This is a genomic window from Bacillus sp. 9.4 (assembly GCF_055486415.1).
Genome location: NZ_JBVFMU010000003.1, coordinates 513233 through 532399, shown reverse-complemented (window position 1 = coordinate 532399; position 19167 = coordinate 513233). Strand labels below are relative to the sequence as shown.

At 42.1% G+C, this 19167-nt stretch carries 16 protein-coding genes; 14 read left to right on the top strand and 2 right to left on the bottom strand.

Annotation, left to right across the window (positions count from 1 at the left end; translation table 11 throughout):
- The first annotated feature begins 74 nt into the window (after positions 1–74).
- From ACZ07B_RS14720 to ACZ07B_RS14670, 11 genes are all read left to right on the top strand, one after another.
- A complete protein-coding gene (locus ACZ07B_RS14720; protein WP_464877356.1) occupies positions 75–1562 on the top strand; it encodes a cell wall-binding repeat-containing protein in 1488 nt (495 codons plus the stop codon).
- Between the two features lie 219 nt (positions 1563–1781).
- The gene (gene tarQ, locus ACZ07B_RS14715; RefSeq protein ID WP_077671012.1) at positions 1782–3686 is read left to right on the top strand and encodes a (poly)ribitol-phosphate teichoic acid beta-D-glucosyltransferase TarQ; all 1905 of its coding nucleotides are present in this window, start codon (positions 1782–1784) and stop codon (positions 3684–3686) included.
- A 234-nt stretch (positions 3687–3920) separates the two neighbouring features.
- Positions 3921–4580 carry a sugar transferase gene (locus ACZ07B_RS14710; protein ID WP_464877355.1) on the top strand — a complete coding sequence of 220 codons (660 nt, stop codon included), beginning with the start codon at positions 3921–3923 and terminating at the stop codon, positions 4578–4580.
- A gap of 55 nt (positions 4581–4635) precedes the next feature.
- Positions 4636–6087: a teichuronic acid biosynthesis protein TuaB gene (tuaB, locus tag ACZ07B_RS14705; RefSeq protein ID WP_216995701.1), complete on the top strand. Its 1452-nt coding sequence runs from the start codon at positions 4636–4638 to the stop codon at positions 6085–6087.
- Positions 6084–7253: a teichuronic acid biosynthesis protein TuaC gene (gene tuaC, locus ACZ07B_RS14700; RefSeq protein WP_024573115.1), complete on the top strand. Its 1170-nt coding sequence runs from the start codon at positions 6084–6086 to the stop codon at positions 7251–7253. The genes tuaB and tuaC overlap by 4 nt, the downstream gene beginning before the upstream one ends.
- Before the next feature lie 61 nt (positions 7254–7314).
- Positions 7315–8700, top strand: coding sequence for a UDP-glucose 6-dehydrogenase TuaD (gene tuaD / locus ACZ07B_RS14695; RefSeq protein ID WP_032727104.1), 1386 nt, complete (start codon positions 7315–7317; stop codon positions 8698–8700).
- An 84-nt stretch (positions 8701–8784) separates the two neighbouring features.
- Positions 8785–10251 carry a teichuronic acid biosynthesis protein TuaE gene (gene tuaE / locus ACZ07B_RS14690; protein WP_032726971.1) on the top strand — a complete coding sequence of 489 codons (1467 nt, stop codon included), beginning with the start codon at positions 8785–8787 and terminating at the stop codon, positions 10249–10251.
- A gap of 28 nt (positions 10252–10279) precedes the next feature.
- On the top strand, positions 10280–10960 hold the full coding sequence (tuaF, locus tag ACZ07B_RS14685; protein WP_464877354.1) for a teichuronic acid biosynthesis protein TuaF: 681 nt from the start codon (positions 10280–10282) through the stop codon (positions 10958–10960).
- 23 nt (positions 10961–10983) lie between these two features.
- Complete coding sequence (tuaG, locus tag ACZ07B_RS14680) at positions 10984–11742, top strand: teichuronic acid biosynthesis protein TuaG (protein ID WP_003242619.1); 759 nt, start codon at positions 10984–10986, stop codon at positions 11740–11742.
- A 28-nt stretch (positions 11743–11770) separates the two neighbouring features.
- Positions 11771–12964: a teichuronic acid biosynthesis protein TuaH gene (tuaH, locus tag ACZ07B_RS14675; protein WP_187954183.1), complete on the top strand. Its 1194-nt coding sequence runs from the start codon at positions 11771–11773 to the stop codon at positions 12962–12964.
- A 144-nt stretch (positions 12965–13108) separates the two neighbouring features.
- Positions 13109–14185 (top strand): MraY family glycosyltransferase, encoded by a 1077-nt coding sequence (locus tag ACZ07B_RS14670; protein WP_032726968.1) that lies wholly within the window; start codon positions 13109–13111, stop codon positions 14183–14185.
- Between the two features lie 72 nt (positions 14186–14257).
- Here the strand turns inward: ACZ07B_RS14670 and tagV are convergent, their stop codons facing one another.
- Both tagV and ACZ07B_RS14660 read right to left on the bottom strand, forming a co-directional pair.
- Positions 14258–15424, bottom strand: a complete 1167-nt coding sequence (gene tagV / locus ACZ07B_RS14665; protein WP_464877353.1) for a polyisoprenyl-teichoic acid--peptidoglycan teichoic acid transferase TagV — start codon at positions 15422–15424, stop codon at positions 14258–14260.
- Positions 15424–16077 carry a YigZ family protein gene (locus tag ACZ07B_RS14660; RefSeq protein ID WP_003227979.1) on the bottom strand — a complete coding sequence of 218 codons (654 nt, stop codon included), beginning with the start codon at positions 16075–16077 and terminating at the stop codon, positions 15424–15426. Before ACZ07B_RS14660 ends, tagV begins: the two co-directional genes overlap by 1 nt.
- A 216-nt stretch (positions 16078–16293) precedes the next feature.
- Here ACZ07B_RS14660 and degS point away from each other — a divergent pair, with 216 nt between their 5' ends.
- From degS to ACZ07B_RS14645, 3 genes are all read left to right on the top strand, one after another.
- A complete protein-coding gene (gene degS, locus ACZ07B_RS14655) occupies positions 16294–17451 on the top strand; it encodes a two-component sensor histidine kinase DegS (protein WP_003227983.1) in 1158 nt (385 codons plus the stop codon).
- An 82-nt stretch (positions 17452–17533) separates the two neighbouring features.
- Entirely contained in the window at positions 17534–18223 is a 690-nt protein-coding gene (gene degU, locus ACZ07B_RS14650) for a two-component system response regulator DegU (protein WP_003219701.1), read from the top strand.
- A gap of 97 nt (positions 18224–18320) precedes the next feature.
- Complete coding sequence (locus tag ACZ07B_RS14645; protein ID WP_464877352.1) at positions 18321–19166, top strand: DegV family protein; 846 nt, start codon at positions 18321–18323, stop codon at positions 19164–19166.
- Position 19167 lies beyond the last annotated feature (1 nt).

Below are 19167 nucleotides of genomic sequence, written 5' to 3'. Positions count from 1 at the left end.
TCAAAGGAGGCGAGATGCCTCCTTTGTTCGTTATTTGATTTATGAATCATTATGAATCTTTGGAGGGACTATCTTTGCGGATCTTTCTTAAAAGCATACCTATGCTGATACTAGGAGTCGTGTTATTTGTACCAAATGCGCTTGCGGCAAACTCTGTTACAAGGCTGGATGGAGCAAGCAGATATGAGGTTGCTGTGAATGTTTCAAAACAAGGGTGGAGCAGTGCGAGCACGGTTGTTGTGGCAAACGGAACAGCGTATGCAGATGTATTAACTGCTGCTCCTTTGGCTTATAAATACAATGCCCCGATTTTATTGACGGAATCATCTAAACTGACTGCACCGACTAAAGACAGAATCAGCCAGCTTAAACCGAGCAAGGTCATCGTCATTGGCGGAACGATCAGTGTTTCTAACAACGTTGTAAGCGACATTAAAAAATTGGATATTTCCAATGTGGAACGGATCGGCGGAAGAAGCCGCTATGAAGTTGCTCAAAATATTTCTAAAAAATTGTCTTCAAATTCAAAAGCAGTAATCGCAAATGGAACGGCATATGCTGACAGTCTGGCAATCGGTTCTTATGCTGCCCGTAACGGTATTCCAATTCTTCTGACGACTGCAAGCTCTATTCCCGAACCAACGAAAAATGCGATGAACAGCAAAGGAACAACATCGACTATTGTGGTCGGGGGAGAAATCAGTGTCTCAAAAAGCGTTTTCAGCCAGTTGCCATCACCAACAAGAATCGGCGGGAACAGCCGTTTTGAAGTGGCTGCCAACATAGCGAAAAAGTATTATTCTTCATCAAAAGCTGCATTTGTCAGCAATGGCTATCAATATGCAGATGCTTTAGCGGGTTCTGTGCTGGCGGCGAAGCAAAATCGCCCAATGCTATTTACTGACGCCGGTTCATTGCCGACTGCGACAAGAACAGTCATCGGATCAAATAGCAAGAATACCTTCACAGTTCTTGGGGGAACTATTTCAGTGACAACAAATGTCGTGAACCAGCTTAAAAATGTAATTGTAGGCAAAAAGGTATTTGTGGATGCAGGACACGGTGGTTATGACAGCGGCGCGGTCGGTAATGGTTTAAAAGAGAAAGATGTTAACCTTGCCGTTGCTAAGCTTGTAAACAGCAAACTTTCCAATGGTGGAGCCATTCCGATTATGGCCAGATCTACAGATGTTTTCTTAGAGCTTTCAGAGCGGGTTGCAAAAGCAAAAAGCAATAATGCAAACCTGTTTGTGAGTATTCACGCCAATTCAGCGAGCCCAGCAGCAACCGGTACTGAAACCTACTATTATACAAAATATGAGTCAGAAAACAGCAAACGGCTTGCGACAGAAATACAAAACAGACTCTATAAAGCACTCAATACTCAAAACCGCGGCGTGAAAATCGGGAATTTCCATGTCATCAGAGAATCAACGATGCCGAGCAGTTTAGCGGAGCTGGCGTTCATTTCGAATGCGAACGACGCAAGTAAGTTAAAGAGTGCTTTGTATCAAGAAAAAGCAGCTCAAGCAATATATGAAGGAATCATTGGATATTATTAGGGGATTAAATTAGTAGACATCAACAGCGGCTTGCCGGCAGAACCCATCAGGAATTGCCGGCAAGCTTTTTTATACGATAAAATGAGAAAAATTTTAAACCACATATGCTATGTAAAAGTTTAACAAAATTTAAGGTTAGGCCTATTCTTATTGACAGATGTTTTTGATATAATTATCAGGCAAAAATATAACCGATCCATTAGGGTAGTGAGGTAATCGATGAAAATAAGCATTGTTATCCCTGTATATAATTCAGAAGATCTTATTTCCGAATGTCTTGATAGCTTAGTTAACCAAACGATGCCAAAAGAGGATTATGAGATTATATGTGTCGATGATAAATCTACGGATTCATCTTTAGACATTTTGAATCGATATAAAAAGAAATATGACAATATTGTTGTTGTTGAAAGAACCGTAAATTCAGGCGGTCCAGGTGCGCCGCGGAATGATGCAATAAAAATTGCCAAAGGTGAATACATCCTGTTTGTTGATTCCGATGACTATCTAGGCAATGAAGCATTGTTAAGATGGTACAATTTCTCAAAAGAGAATGATTCAGATATTACTTTAGGTAAGTTAAAAGGGATAAACGGCCGAGGTGTTCCCAAATCAATGTTTAAGGAAACAAACCCAGATGTTGATTTGGTTGATTCCAAAATTGTTTTCACATTGGGACCCCAAAAACTGTTTAAAGCCTCACTTTTAAAAGAAAATCAAATCATCTTCCCTACTCACATAAAAGCAGCGGAAGATCAAGTCTTCACAATGAACGCTTATTTAAAAGCAAAGAAGATTTCTGTTTCAGCTGACTATGATTATTACTATCTGGTCAAAAGAGACGGTGAACATATGAGTGTTGCTTATGTTCCCCCAGAGAACTTTTATGGAGCAATGGAAGATATTATCTCTGCTATCAAGGCTAGTGATCTGGAAGAAGCAAGAAAAACGAAACTGATGGCAGTATTTTTAAACAGGCATTTCGATTTTTCGCGGACAAAAAATGTCACAATAAAAATGAAGACAGATGAAGAAAGAGCTGAATGGTTTAAATATTTGTCCTCATTTATTCATGCAGTACCTGAAGAGGCTGACCAATTTGTGCTTCCGCATATCAAATTGCGGCTGCTGTTTATTCGGAATAATGATTTGCAGGGGTTAACCCAGTATGAGCGTGAAGAACAAGACATTAAAAAGTTCTGTGTTGTAAATAATGGGGATTTAATTGCACGTTATCCGAGCTTAGAACGCTATCCAATTTCTGAAGAGTTATTAAAAGTAAATTATAAAAATAAGCTTGAACATTATCTGCAGAATATTGAATTTAGCGATCACAGCCTCAGCATTCAAGGAACCATTAAACACAAATTGTTGGATGATGAAACGAATCAAAATCAATCTCTGACAGGAATATTTGTTCATCGCGATACAAAGGCGGAAAAATATATCGCGCCGGCTAAGTATGAAAATTCAACATTTACATTTGAGTGCAAGTTTGATGAACTGGCATCTGCAGAAGAAGATTTAGGCGTTTGGGATTTCTTTATTGAATCGTCAATAGATGGTTATAAATTAAGGGCGAGAATCGGAAACAAGCGTGCTGCGTATAAGTATTCAACAAACACGATGTATTTAGGGCATAATGCGTTGTTTGTCTTCAGTGCAAGACCATATTTCACAATGAACTACGATAATCTTTCGATTGATATAAAGAAACATGCCTATACAGAAGCAGAACTTTCATATGAAACTGAATCAAAAGATTTATCATTTATTTTTAAAGATAAGCAAATCTGTTTGCCAAATCATTCAAAAATGATTGTGAATACCGGACAGTCTGAAATCTCATTACCGGTAAAACGTATAGAGTTAGAGCCTAATTGCACAAAATTGACGGTAAACGTGCAGAGTTTGCTTGAACAGCTAGCTCATGTAAAGAAAGAGCGATTAATTGAATTTGCGATAAACACTTCTCAAAATAAAATCAGTGCAAAAGTGGATAACCAAGCAATTGTCTTGGACACAAGGAATGTGGAACGAAAATCCATGTTATTCTTTAGTAAAATGGTTGAGGTTCAATACAAGCTGTTAACCTCTAAATCAAAGTTTTATTTTCAATATTAAATGCTTCACAACGAAAAGAGACAAATCAGTAAAATGATTTGTCTCTTTTTTTAAACAATATGCTTAATTTTTAAAAAAAGTGTCTAAAACAATAAAAAGTTTACGGATAAATGTCAGAAAAAATAACAAATTCACACTTCTTAACATACCATTTACATCCAATTAACATCCGTCTGCTAAACTGACTGGCATAGGTCATCATAACATCCCAAACAAATCGTGAGGTGTGTGTCAGTGAGTGCAGAGAAAAGCATGAATGTGAGTCGTGAATTCTCAGTTCAGCAAATACATTCTTTTACATTATCTGAAAAGACGGCTCGTTATTTGGCAATAAAGCGCGTAATGGATATTTGGTTTGCGCTCATTGGGTTGGCGATTGCGCTGCCAATGATTGCGGTATTTTCAATATTGATTTGTTTGGAGACGCCGGGGCCTGCCATTTATACGCAGGAACGCGTAGGGAAAGGCGGGAAACCATTTAAGCTTTATAAGCTTCGTTCCATGAAAATAGATGCCGAGAAGTCTGGGGCGGTTTGGGCACAGAAGCAAGATCCGCGGGTGACAAGGATCGGAGCTTTTATCAGAAGAACGAGAATTGACGAGCTTCCTCAGCTGTTTAATGTGCTGAAAGGCGATATGAGTATGATTGGCCCTCGTCCGGAACGGCCCGTATTTACGGAAAAATTCCAGAATGAGATTCCAGGCTTTATACAGCGTCTGGCTGTTAAACCGGGATTGAGCGGCTGGGCTCAAGTGAACGGCGGTTACGATATGACGCCGAAGGAAAAGCTGATATTTGATTTATATTACATTCGCAATCTGACTTTCACTTTAGAATTAAAAATTATGTTAAAAACTTGTAAAGTAGTTTGGACGGGTGATGGTGCAAGATAAAACGGAATGCCATTATTCACCATCAATCTGAGCTTAAAAAGAAGTAGGGAATATGATGCCAAGTATTACAAAACAAATCATGAGCGGCGCAAAGTGGACAAGTATTTCAACCATGTGTATTACAATCATACAAATTGTTCAGTTTGCCCTGCTTGGAAATATGATGACCTTAACAGAATTTGGGCTTGTCGGCATGATCACAACGGTTACAGTTTTCACCCAGATTGTGCTCGATATGGGTTTTGGCGCAGCATTAATTCAGAGAGACGACGCGACGGAGCGCCAGCTGTCAACATTGTATTGGCTTAACATTATGACGGGCGTTTTGCTTTTTGTTCTTTTATATGTGAGCAGTCCTGTCATTGCGGGATTTTATCAAAGAGAAGAGCTGGTGTTTCTGGTTCGGATTCTGGCGATTATGTTTTTGATCGCGCCAATTGGACAGCAATATCAGTATATGCTGCAAAAGCAGCTGCAGTTTAATACGTTAAGCAAAATAGAGATTTTTTCAAATGTATTGTCATTCGGATATTTAGCGATAGCGGTTTTTATGATGGATGCGATTTTGGCGTACGTGATTTCTCAAGTCCTGCTGCAGTCCAGTAAAGGGATTTTATATTGGGCTGTATACCGAAAAAAGTGGCATCCTGCTTTTGTTTTTGATTTGAGAGGCATGAAGGATTTCTTTTCTTTTGGAGCCTTTCAGCTTTCATCCCGTCTTGTGAACAGGCTGGGAGCAAATATCGATATGATTTTGATCGGCCGGTTTATTGGTGCTGAAGCATTGGGGATTTATAACCTCGCTTATCAGATTGTCACCATTCCGGTTTTGAAGATCAATCCGATTGTCACACGGGTGGCATTCCCTGTTTTCGCAAAAAACAAATATGAAAACAGCGTGATCAGAGAAGGCTTTCTGAATATGACAAAAATGCTGGCGCTTGTCTCGTTTCCGCTGTTAATCGGGCTCGTGTCTGTGTCAGACGCCTTTATCACAGCGGTTTTCGGAGAAAAGTGGCTTGCTGCTGTTCCGATCCTAAATGTTCTGGCGATTGTCGGAATACTAAGAGTGCTCATGAATCCAAATGGATCTGTGCTGCTGGCTAAAGGAAGAGCTGACTTAGCGTTTTATTGGGATTCCGGCGTGCTGCTGCTGTACGGATTATCACTGTTTGCAGCTGTACAGACGGGAAGCCTGCTGACAGTCGCATGGGTGTATGCCATTATCAGCGTTGTTAATTTCCTGATTGGGCGCTGGCTTTTGGCATATGTCATCAAGCTTAACCTTTCAGCTTATTTCCAGTCGATTATGAAGCCATTTCTGATTACTGCGGCGATGGGCATCATCGCGTTTGGTGTAAGCCTCAGTACCGAACACTTCAGTATGCAGGCAGAAATGCGGTTGGCCATTTCAGTTGCGGCCGGGGCGCTGTGCTATCTCTTTCTTTTGGTAAAAGCGTACCCTCAAACGAAAAGCAAACTACTAAGAAAAGGACGTTTGTCATGAAGATTTTGTGGATCACAAGCGTATATCCGAGCAGTATGAAACCCGGAGAGGGTGTGTTTCATGAGACACAGGTGCAAGAGCTGCAAAAACTCGGGCTTGATATCACTGTGATATGCCCACGGCCTTTTCATTCAGCGCCTGTCCGCATGCTGAAAAAGACATATCGAAAAAAGGATGCCAGACCGGAGTATGAGGTTAGAAAGGGGATACCGGTTTACCGGCCTTTCTATCGGGCAGTTCCCGGCCAGCTGAAGTGGGCGCAGCCTCATCGGAGAATCGCATCAGCCGTTTTAAAAACCATGAAACAGCGCGACCTATATCCGGATCTGATCCATGCTCATTTTGCCATGCCATCGGGCGGGGCTGCGGCAGTCGTGTCAGAGTCAGCGCAAATTCCTTATGTCCTGACCTTGCATGGCAGTGATGTGAATGTCTATCCGCATTATAGCAAAGGAGCGTTTAAAGCCTTCAAGCGTGCCGTAGGTTCTGCGTCAGTTGTTTTAGCAGTCAGCCACAAGCTTCAGGAAGAAGCCAAAAAGCTTTCGGGCTTTGACAGCTCGGTTTTGCCAATCGGCATACAGCTCAGCCGTTTTCAGGAGAATGAGGAGACGAAAGAGGAAATCAGAAAAAGACTCGGACTCCCGCTCGATCAGCGTCTGGCTGTCTATGTCGGCCGGCTGGTCAGAGAGAAAGGCATTTTTGAACTGTCTGAAGCGATCGAATCGCTGCAGGACTCTCCTAAGGCAGTCTTTGTCGGGGATGGTCCCGCAAAATCGACGCTGACGCAGAAGGGGCATATCGTCACAGGCCAAGTGCCGAATCATCAGGTAAGAGACTATTTACTTGCGGCAGATCTATTTGTACTTCCTTCTTACAGTGAGGGGATGCCGACTGTTGTGATTGAGGCGCTGGCGCTAAGGGTTCCTGTTATTTGTACGGATGTTGGCGGAGTGTCGTCTTTATTCGGAAAGCACCAACATCTGCTGATTAAACCGAAATCCGCTCAAGCCTTGGCGGAAGCGATCACTCGGTACGAACATGAGCAAATATGGAAGCCGGAAGTAGCAGATGACTTGTATGAAACCGTGCAGGCTCAATTTGACGCAGGAAAAAACGCCAAGGCCTTGCATCATCAGTATCAGACGGTCACGAAAACGTCCGTTTAATCGTAAGACACTGCGACCATTATAAATAGGAAGATCATTTTACAGGAGAGGGTTGAGCGCTGTGAAAAAAATAGCTGTCATTGGAACAGGTTATGTAGGACTCGTATCAGGCACTTGCTTTGCGGAGATCGGCAATAAAGTTGTTTGCTGTGATATCGATGAATCAAAAATCAGAAGCCTGAAAAATGGGGTAATCCCAATCTATGAACCAGGGCTTGCAGACTTAGTTGAAAAAAATGTGCTGGATCAGCGCCTGACCTTTACGAACGATATCCCGTCTGCCATTCGGGCCTCAGATATTATTTATATTGCAGTCGGAACGCCTATGTCCAAAACAGGTGAAGCTGATTTAACGTACGTCAAAGCGGCGGCGAAAACAATCGGTGAGCATCTTAACGGCTACAAAGTGATCGTAAATAAAAGCACAGTCCCGGTTGGAACAGGGAAACTGGTGCAATCTATCGTTCAAAAAGCCTCAAAGGGGAGATACTCATTTGATGTTGTATCTAACCCTGAATTCCTTCGGGAAGGGTCAGCGATTCATGACACGATGAATATGGAGCGTGCCGTGATTGGTTCAACAAGTCATAAAGCCGCTGCCATCATTGAGGAACTTCATCAGCCATTCCATGCTCCTGTCATTAAAACAAACCTAGAAAGTGCAGAAATGATTAAATACGCCGCGAATGCATTTCTGGCGACAAAGATTTCCTTTATCAACGATATCGCAAACATTTGTGAGCGAGTCGGCGCAGACGTTTCAAAAGTTGCTGATGGTGTTGGTCTTGACAGCCGTATCGGCAGAAAGTTCCTTAAAGCGGGTATTGGATTCGGCGGTTCATGTTTTCCAAAGGATACAACCGCGTTGCTTCAAATCGCAAAATCGGCAGGCTATCCATTCAAGCTCATCGAAGCTGTCATTGAAACGAACGAAAAGCAGCGTGTTCATATTGTAGATAAACTTTTGACTGTTATGGGAAGCGTCAAAGGGAGAACCATTTCAGTCCTGGGATTAGCCTTCAAACCGAATACGAACGATGTGAGATCCGCTCCAGCGCTTGATATTATCCCAATGCTGCAGCAGCTGGGCGCCCATGTAAAAGCATACGATCCGATTGCTATTCCTGAAGCTTCAGCGATCCTTGGCGAACAGGTCGAGTATTACACAGATGTGTATGCTGCGATTGAAGACACTGATGCATGCCTGATTTTAACGGATTGGCCGGAAGTGAAAGAAATGGAGCTTGTAAAAGTGAAAACCCTCTTAAAACAGCCAGTCATCATCGACGGCAGAAATTTATTTTCACTTGAAGAGATGCAGGCAGCCGGATACATTTATCACTCTATCGGCCGTCCCGTTGTTCGGGGAACGGAACCTTCTGACAAGTATTTTCCGGGCTTGCCGCTTGAAGAATTGGCTAAAGACTTGGGAAGCGTCAATTTATAAAAAGAAAAAGTGTTACTTGGTTGAAGCTGCCGGCTGCTAGGCTCGGCCGCCGGCTCCTGAAACATCAGGAAAGGGGTTAAACATGTGAGTATCAAACGATCAGCGGTCCATACGCTAGCGTTACTGGCCGCTGCTATATTTGGAGTCGTCCTATTGCTGGGAGCCATCCATAAAGATATAGGTTTCATGCAGATGGCTGCTGTGCTTGCGGTGTTGGCAATTGGCCTGTTTTTACTGACGCTTGCAACCGCATTTACAACAAAAGAACGGCTCTTTATGGCTGTAATCTATATTTTGATCGCCTGCACTTTTTTAAATAATGCATTTTTCGCTATTCATCTTGGATTTTTCAGTTTGTTCCTTTACCGGCTTCTGCTCATCGCAGCGGGTTGCCTTCATATTTTCGGCATGGTTCGGAATCGAACCCATATTGAGAGATGGCATGGGCTGCAAGTAAAAGGGATTTTACTCTTTTTCGCCTTTTGGTTTATATATGGCCTTGTTTCTCTGCTGTGGGCCAAGTCGGTAACAGTTGGCCTCAAGTATTTAGCCTTATTGGCAATGGGAATTTTCTTCATTTATCTTATTGTCATGTACGTGCAAAAAATGGAGCGGCTGATGATTGTTTATGCCATTTGGCTGGTGATGACGGTATTTCTGATGATCATTGGCTTTTACAATCATATCACCCACCATCATCTTGCGAGTTCCACATTGTACAGCGGACCGGAGTATAAGCAGCATTATCCGACATCGGTCTTTTTTAATCAAAATGACTTTGCGACCTTTTTATCCATCAGCTTCTTTTTTTACATCACGATGATGAAAAACATTAAGAATGGATACATCAAGGCAATTGGCCTTGTGCTCTCGCTCTGTGCGTTGTATTTAATTTTTGCCACTGGTTCAAGAGCCAGCCTTCTGGGTATTTTTGCAGGTATTGCTGTCTACATCTTCATTGTATTGCCGCCTGTTTTAAAGAAAATGGCTATATGGCTGTCGGCGGCGGGAATTGCTCTTTTCGCAGTTCTTTTCGCCAGCAAAATCTATTCAAAGTTTTGGGAGCTGTTTCTGGCCCCGCAGACGCTACATTCATTTCATGACAGGCTTCCATCAAATGTGGCTCGGGCAAATCTGCTGAAAAACGCTTGGCATTTTTTCCTTGATTCATACGGATTCGGAGTCGGAGCAGGAAATGTATCCTATTATCTTGAGCATTATGCTGTATATGATACTGACAATGTGGCAGAGGTGCATAACTGGCTTGTTGAAATTCTTGCTAATTTTGGCTTGTTCATCATGCTGGGATATCTGTCCGTTTATGCCTACCTCATATGGGTGCTTTACAAGTTTTATGAAAGAAAATTAGAAAATCAGTCAAAACTGATCACAGAAGGACTTATTACCGCTATGGTCAGTTTCCTGGTATCAAGTATCAGCCCAAGCTCTGTTTCAAATTTATTTTTCCATTGGGTGTTTATGGCGCTCGTCATCGCCGCCGTGAATGTGTTAAGGCGATCCAGACAAATGCCTGAGCCGATGTACAGATAAACAGACTACAAAAAGCAGGGAGACTTATATGAACGATATATTGATAAGAATAGCCCGTCGCATAAAAAAAAATATCATTTGGATCATAGCGGTGCCAATTATATTAGGTGCGGCGGGGTATATCCTGCCGTCACAGATCGCTGATCAAAAGAGCTATACAGCAGAAGATACTTTGGTTGTGGGGAGCTATGATCATCCGGTTTATAACAGCACAGAAGAGATTCCGCTTCTGCTTAAGAGCGACTCTTTTTTGAAGGAGGCGCTTCCTGATGAAAAGGATGAAGATGTAGCAGAGATCAAAGAGCAGCTTACCATCAAAACGGAATCCAAATCGTTACTGACTTTAAGCTATAGCGACGAGGATAAAGATAGAACGGAATCTGTCTTAAACGCCATATCCTCCACCTTCCTCAAAAATGATCAAAAGCTGTATGCAGAAAGAGAAGCCGTCATCCGCAGCAGCATAGACGCGCTTGAAGGCGAGTCGGTGAGCGAGGATTCCAAAGTGGATAAAGAGAGATTTTTATATGAGCTCAAAAACACACAGCTTAACCTGAAAGCGGCAAGTGTTACTGATTCCGAAACCGTAAGTGAGACAGCAGGCGGCGGAATGTCTCCGAAAAAGAAAGCAGTTCTCGGCGTTATGATTGGCCTTACGATTGCCTTTATGTTCGTTGTCATTCCTGAATTTTTCAGAGAATCCTTTTAAAATCATACGATGGAGATGTGATCATGACCAATTGGAAACCTCTCGTATCTGTCATTACACCTTCCTATAATGCGCGTGACTATATTGAAGACACGGTTCATTCGGTATTAGATCAGAGCCATCCTCATTGGGAAATGATTATCGTGGATGATTGCTCAACGGATGGGACCCGCGACATTTTACAGCAGTATGAAAAAATAGACGAAAGAATTCATGTGGTGTATCTGGAAGAGAACTCCGGAGCTGCGGTTGCTCGCAACAAAGCGTTGGAACGCGCTCAAGGGCGCTACGTAGCATTTTTGGACAGTGATGACAAATGGAAAAAAGACAAACTGGAAAAGCAGCTTGAGTTTATGATGGAGCGCTCCTGTGCGTTTTCTTTCACGGGCTACAGCTTAATGGCGCAGGACGGGACCCCGCTCGATAAATTTATTCATGCGCCGGAAAGCCTGACGTACGATGACGCCCTGAAAAATACAATTATCGGCTGCTTGACGGTGATGATTGACAGGGAGCAAACGGGACAGATCCAAATGCCGAATATCAGAACGAGACAGGACTTAGCCACATGGCTGTCTCTTTTAAAAAAAGGATTTACTGCCTATGGAATGAATGAATGCCTGGCTGAATATCGGCTTGTCAATAACTCAATTTCCAGCAACAAATGGAAGGCTGCGAAAAAAACGTGGTTTGTCTACAGGGAGATCGAACGGCTTCATTTTATGAAAGCAACATGGTGTTTTGTTCAATATGCAAAAAACGCGGTGAAAAAAAGATTATAGCCGCAAACAGAGAGAAAAGGTGATGAAGGTGGAAACAAAAGAAGCAATCATTCATGTCATCGTTGCCACTGCTGAATGGGGAAAAGACCAATTGAGATACAGAAGGCACCGGCTGGCAGAATTTTTAGCTGCTCAGGAGGAAACGAAGGAAGTTATTTGGGTATGTCCGGCTCCGCGTGCCCAAGGGAAAGAGTTTCAGGAAGTCCATTCTGGCATCAGGCAATTCGCTGTCAAAGACCTGCTGCAGAAAAAAATGTTTCGTTTCGGACGATATACAGATGTCTTTTACAGACATAAGCTCTCCCCATTACTCGATGAGCTTACACCTGCTTCTGCAAACGGTGAACGCTGCTGTTTATGGTACACGTTTCCTGGATTCCCGCTGCTGTCTTCGCTGTATCCTTGGGATCAGGTCATTTATGACTGCAGTGACTTATGGGCGGCGCCGATCAGCGGCCGATCAAATCTGCTGTCTGAATTCCGGCGAAAAGTCATTAAATCGGCAGAGCTGAGAATTATACAACGAGCAGATTCAATAACCTGTTCATCAGATTATCTTCACAAGGAAGTAGACAAAAAACTGACTGCAGGACGAGAAAAGGTTCATACTGTGGAAAACGGTGTGGAGTATGAGCTGTTTTCTGCAAACAAACAAGCTCCCGATCGCAGTATACTGCAGGGGAGAGAAGGAACAGTGTTAGGTTTTATCGGCGGAATTAAACCGAAGCTCGATTTTAAAATGATTGAAGAAGCCGCCCTGCAAAAGCCTGATTGGACATTTTTATGGGTTGGCCCGGATGCCACCAATGGTGACGTTTCGTTTCAAGAGCTGCTGAGGCTTCCAAATGTCATATGGACCGGCCCGGCAGATCCGAAAGAAGTTCCGCATTTTATGGAGCTTATCGACATTGGCATCATGCCTTATAAAAAATCATCGTATAATCAAGCTGTGTTTCCGCTGAAACTATTTGAATTTTTAGCGGCAGGAAAACCTGTCGTCGGCTCTAATCTCCCGTCAACCTCAAAAATGCAAAAGCCGTATGTATACGAATATGTAGAAGGTGATCATCCAATTGATTTTATAGCAGCTTGTGAAAAAGTTCTCGAACAAAACGGAGACGAAACCTATAAAGAAATGCGCCGAAACATCGCTCGCACACAAGATTGGAATTGCTTATTTAGACAAATTATGAAATATACAGGGATTCAAAAACATGCGTAGTCCTATAAATTGGGATGCGCGTTTTTTGATTATACGTGTTTCTTTTTGATGAAGCTTGTTATAATAACTAAGGAGAAGGTATAATGGAAGGAACGGTTCTCTATATAAATAAAGACTTCATTTAATTCCAAAGGAGACTTCTTTATGCTTGACGAACGCATGATCCGCATTGTTGTTGCGTTTATTGTCTCGCTGCTGACAGTTTTAATCATGACCCCAATCGTAAAAAGGATTGCGATTAAAATAGGTGCAGTTGACCAGCCCAGCAATCGAAAAGTACATGACAAAATCATGCCCCGCATGGGCGGGCTGGCCATATTTATCGGGGTGGTTGCAGGCGTGCTTGCATCCGGTATTTACACAGAAACAAGGATGACGGCAATTACAGTCGGAGCATTCATCATTATTGTGTTAGGTATTCTTGACGATAAATATCAATTAAGTGCAAAAGTTAAGTTTTTGATTCAATTAGGTGTAGCCATTATGATTGTAAGCACTGGCTTAAAAATGGACTTTTTCTCAGTACCTTTTTTAACAGAACGATTTGAGTTAGGATGGATGGCTTATCCGCTGACGGTATTATGGATTGTCGGCATCACGAACGCAATTAACCTGATTGATGGATTGGATGGCCTTGCTGCCGGTCTTTCTGTTATCGGCCTGTCAACGATCGCTGTCATGGCGCTATCCGGCGGAAAAGTGCTCATTCTGTCACTCTCATTAGTCGTTATTGCCAGCACGCTGGGGTTTTTGTTTTACAACTTCCACCCGGCAAAAATCTTTATGGGAGATACGGGATCACTTTTTTTAGGGTATAGTATTTCGATTCTTTCATTATTAGGCCTGTATAAAAGTGTCACATTGTTCAGTATCGTTATCCCGATTATTATATTAGGCGTACCGATTTTTGATACAACTTTTGCTATCATCAGGAGAATATTAAACAAACAGCCGATTTCAGCGCCTGATAAGTCGCATATTCACCATAGACTGATGGCCTTTGGCCTTTCACATCGGATGTCGGTCTTAGTTATTTATTTAATTGGATTTATTTTCAGTATCAGTGCGATTGTACTTAAAAGTGCCACAATTTGGCTTTCTTTGTTTATTATCTTCATTTTAATTATTTTTATGCAAATCATAGCAGAAGTGACAGGACTAGTGAATGAAAAATTTAAGCCGTTTACAAAGTTTTATAAACGGCTGGTGAAAAGGAATTAAAAACTCCGGCTTATGTGCCGGAGTTTTTTTCTGCGCAAAAATGCCCGATCCTCTAAAAGGACCGGGCATTTTTTAATAGGATGAATCAGTTGTTGAATTCGTTGTACTGTTGTTTGAGTTTGTGCTGCTGTCATTCGAATAGTTGTTTCCGCTCGTCGTCCCGTCAGTTGTTGTGCCAGTGCTGCCAGAACTGCTTGAGCTGTCAGTCCCGTCTTCGGTACCGGAAGTGCCAGTGCTTGTATCAGGAGTATAATCTAAATGCTCTTGAAGCGTTTTTCTGACTTTCTCGAGATTTGTAGCATCAGGTTCAAAGTAATATGTGTTGTTAGGCCCTAAATACAAATCAGAACCTGTAATGCTCAATGTGTCGATTTTTTTGCTGGTAAAGCCGCTGTAAATCTGCTGAAGCGCTAAACCTTCAGTAATGCGAATATTGGTTTCAACGTTTTCGCTGGCTTTTTCTGCGATTTTATCAATTTTAGCAATGTTGCTTGCACTTGACATTCGGTCAATCAGCGCGTTTAAGATTTGTTTTTGTCTGTCATTACGGCCAAAGTCTCCGCGTTTATCCTGTTTTCTCATCCGGGCATATGCTAAGGCTTCTTCGCCGTTCAAATGCATCTCGCCTTTTTTGAAGTAAATCCGTTTGCTTTCGTCTACATCACTTTTTTCATCGAAATCGAAAGGCACGTCTACATCAATACCGCCGACTTCATTAATCACATCTTTAAATCCGTCAAAATCAACTGTGACATATTTATCAATCGGGATTTGCAAGAAGTTTTCAACAGTTTCAACTGTCTCATCTTTACCGCCTTTGCTGTAAGCGGCATTGATCTTCGTCTTGCTTCCCGTTGTGTCACCAGCTAATTGCACACGTGTGTCACGCGGAATGCTCAGCATTTTCATGGTTTTATTTTTGGGATCCAGGGTAACAACAATAAGAGAGTCTGATCTCCCTTTTTGTCCTTTAGTCGCGTAATCCTCTATTCCCATAAATAAAATAGAAAACGGTTTTTTCTTCATGTCTACAACTTCGTTGCGAAGATTTGATTTATTCCCGCGGGATAGGGCATCGTACGATTCATCCGCAGCGTTTATGGTTTTATAAAGTTTATATCCGCCAAGCCCCACAACTACTAATAATGCGAGGACGAACAATAACATTATTCTTTTTATAATTTTCCTGCGTTTGCTCTTTTTCTTTTTTCGCACACGCACTCTAACGCGTTCAGCCATTATTCAGTCTCCTTTATGTGATTGACGGCTTTTTCAAGATACGTCAACTCTCCCTCTTTAATATCACTCTTTCCATTTGTCAGTTCTGTCATCCATTCAGAAAAAGCGTTTGTTTCTTTTTCTTCGACGTATGTTTCGAATTCAACATTTTCTGAATAATGGATTTCCTTTAACAGAAATTGTGACTCCCTTAATTCATTTTCAATCTTGCCAAGCCATGTGTAATCTGCAGAAGTATGCATGATTCGCATAAGCTTCCGTTCTACAACACCTATATGATTTAATCCTTCAGACACTGATTTCCCATAAGCGCGAATTAGTCCGCCAGCCCCAAGCTTAATGCCTCCGAAGTAGCGTGTAACGACGGCGCAAGTATCCTTCAGTCTGCGTTTTTTTAAAACCTCGAGCATCGGCACTCCCGCTGTACCGCTTGGTTCTCCGTCATCATTGGCTTTTTGGATATGATCATTCTCGCCAATAACATAAGCCGAGCAATTATGAGTCGCATTCCAGTGCTGTTTCTTTATTTTCTGTATAAATTCCTGTGCCTCTTGTTCGGTAGAAACACGGCTTAAATGACAGATAAAACGCGATTTTTCTATAACAATCTCGTGTTCTCCTGCTTCTTTCACAGTAAAATAGCTGTGCAGCATGCTAGCTGACCCTCCTGCTAAGCATAAAAGACTGCCTATACAAATTCGTACAGTCTTTAGAATTTTTGTGCGTATTTTGGTATCATAAAGAGTAGATAGTATATAAAAATGTTTTTTTCTAGAATATACGCATTCTTTCATTATAATTCGACATAATTTGCAGATCAATTACATTTATAATAAAAATATATGACAACGCCGTGACGGAGGGAAATTATGAATAAAACAAAGATGGATTCCAAAGTGCTGGATTCTATTTTGATGAAGATGCTGAAAACCGTTGACGGGAGCAAGGACGAAGTTTTTCAAATCGGGGAGCAGTCACGCCAGCAGTATGAACAGCTGGTCGAAGAACTGAAACAAATTAAACAGCAGGTGTATGAAGTGATCGAGCTTGGCGATAAACTTGAAGTGCAAACCCGCCATGCGAGAAACCGTTTATCCGAGGTCAGCCGTAATTTTCATAGATTCAGTGAAGAGGAAATCCGCAATGCTTATGAAAAAGCCCATAAGCTGCAGGTAGAATTGACGATGATCCAGCAGCGTGAGAAGCAATTGCGCGAACGGCGGGACGATTTGGAGCGCAGATTGCTAGGGCTTCAGGAAATCATTGAGCGGTCAGAATCATTAGTAAGCCAAATTACAGTTGTGCTCAACTACTTGAATCAGGATTTGCGCGAAGTTGGACTGCTTCTTGCCGATGCTCAGGCAAAACAGGATTTCGGATTAAGAATTATTGAGGCGCAGGAAGAAGAGCGAAAAAGAGTCTCAAGAGAAATCCATGACGGACCCGCTCAAATGCTGGCGAATGTTATGATGAGATCGGAATTAATCGAGCGGATTTTCCGTGACCGGGGCGCAGAGGACGGGTTCCAAGAAATTAAAAATCTACGCCAAAATGTTCGGAATGCCCTTTACGAAGTGAGAAGGATTATATATGATTTAAGACCGATGGCCCTTGATGACCTAGGCCTGATTCCAACTTTAAGAAAATATCTATATACAACCGAGGAATATAACGGGAAGGTCAAAATACATTTTCAGTGCATTGGAGAAACAGAGGATCAGAGGCTAGCGCCTCAGTTTGAGGTTGCGCTCTTCAGGCTCGCACAGGAAGCTGTGTCTAATGCGCTAAAGCATTCTGAATCTGAAGAAATTACAGTCAAAGTTGAGATCACAAAGGATTTTGTGATTTTAATGATAAAAGATAACGGTAAAGGGTTCGACCTGAAGGAAGCGAAAGAGAAGAAAAACAAATCATTCGGCTTGCTGGGCATGAAAGAAAGAGTAGATTTATTGGAAGGAACAATGACAATAGATTCGAAAATAGGTCTTGGGACATTTATTATGATTAAGGTTCCGTTATCTCTTTGACTATGATTTGTAAAATAGAGCCAAAAGGCATATTGACCGAATGCTAGAGTATATAGAACAATAATACAAGGAGGCGTGGCTTGTGACTAAAGTAAACATTGTTATTATCGACGACCATCAGTTATTTCGTGAAGGTGTTAAACGGATATTGGATTTTGAACCTACCTTTGAAGTGGTAGCCGAAGGTGATGACGGAGACGAAGCGGCTCGTATTGTTGAGCACTATCATCCTGATGTTGTGATCATGGATATCAATATGCCAAACGTAAATGGTGTGGAAGCTACAAAACAGCTTGTAGAGCTGTATCCTGAATCTAAAGTAATTATTCTATCAATTCACGATGACGAAAATTATGTAACACATGCCCTGAAAACAGGTGCAAGAGGTTATCTGCTGAAAGAGATGGATGCTGATACATTAATTGAAGCGGTTAAAGTAGTGGCTGAGGGCGGATCTTACCTTCATCCGAAGGTTACTCACAACCTCGTTAACGAATTCCGCCGCCTTGCAACAAGCGGAGTTTCTGCACACCCTCAACATGAGGTTTACCCTGAAATCCGCAGACCATTACATATTTTAACTAGGCGGGAATGTGAAGTGCTGCAGATGCTTGCAGACGGAAAAAGCAACCGCGGTATTGGTGAATCATTGTTTATCAGTGAGAAAACCGTTAAAAACCATGTCAGCAATATTTTACAAAAAATGAATGTAAACGACCGGACGCAAGCCGTTGTGGTCGCCATTAAAAATGGCTGGGTAGAAATGAGATAGTATAATAGGAGACTTGCCTTTTTCTAGGCAGGTCTTTTTTTAGGCTGCCGTTTCCCTTACAATAGAGTTATAAAGCAATAAGGCAGGTATCGAAGCTATGAATATTGCAGTTGTAACAGACAGCACGGCATATATTCCGAAAGAAATGCGTGAACAACATCAGATACATATGATCCCTCTCCAGGTTGTTTTTGGGGAGGAGACTTACCGTGAAGAAATTGAGTTGGACTGGAAAAGCTTTTACGAAGAAGTGAAAAAACATAATGAGCTCCCGACGACTTCTCAGCCGCCAATCGGCGAGCTGGTTGCGTTGTATGAAGAGCTTGGCAAGTCTTATGATGCGGTTATCAGTATCCATCTTTCCAGCGGGATCAGCGGAACATTCAGCAGTGCAGCAGCGGCTGATTCGATGGTCGACAATATTGATGTGTATCCATTTGACTCAGAGATCAGCTGCTTGGCTCAAGGCTTTTATGCCCTTAAAGCTGCTGAATTAATCAAAAACGGAGCATCCTCGCCGGAAGATATTATAAAAGAACTGGAAGAAATGAAAAAAACAGTTCGAGCTTATTTTATGGTAGATGACTTAGCTCATCTTCAGCGCGGCGGGCGATTAAGCAGCGCCCAAGCCTTCATTGGTAGTCTTCTAAAGGTAAAGCCTATCCTTCATTTTGACAATAAGGTAATTGTGCCTTTTGAGAAGATTCGCACACGTAAAAAAGCAATTTCGCGAATTTATGAGCTTTTAGACGAAGATGCGAGTAAAGGGGTGCCTATGCGAGCTGCTGTTATCCACGCTAATCGAGAGGAAGAATCAACGAAAATCATTGAAGAGCTTTCTGCAAAATATCCTCATGTTGAATTTTATAACAGCTATTTTGGCGCGGTAATCGGCACTCATTTGGGTGAAGGTGCCTTAGGAATTTGCTGGTGTTTTAAATAAT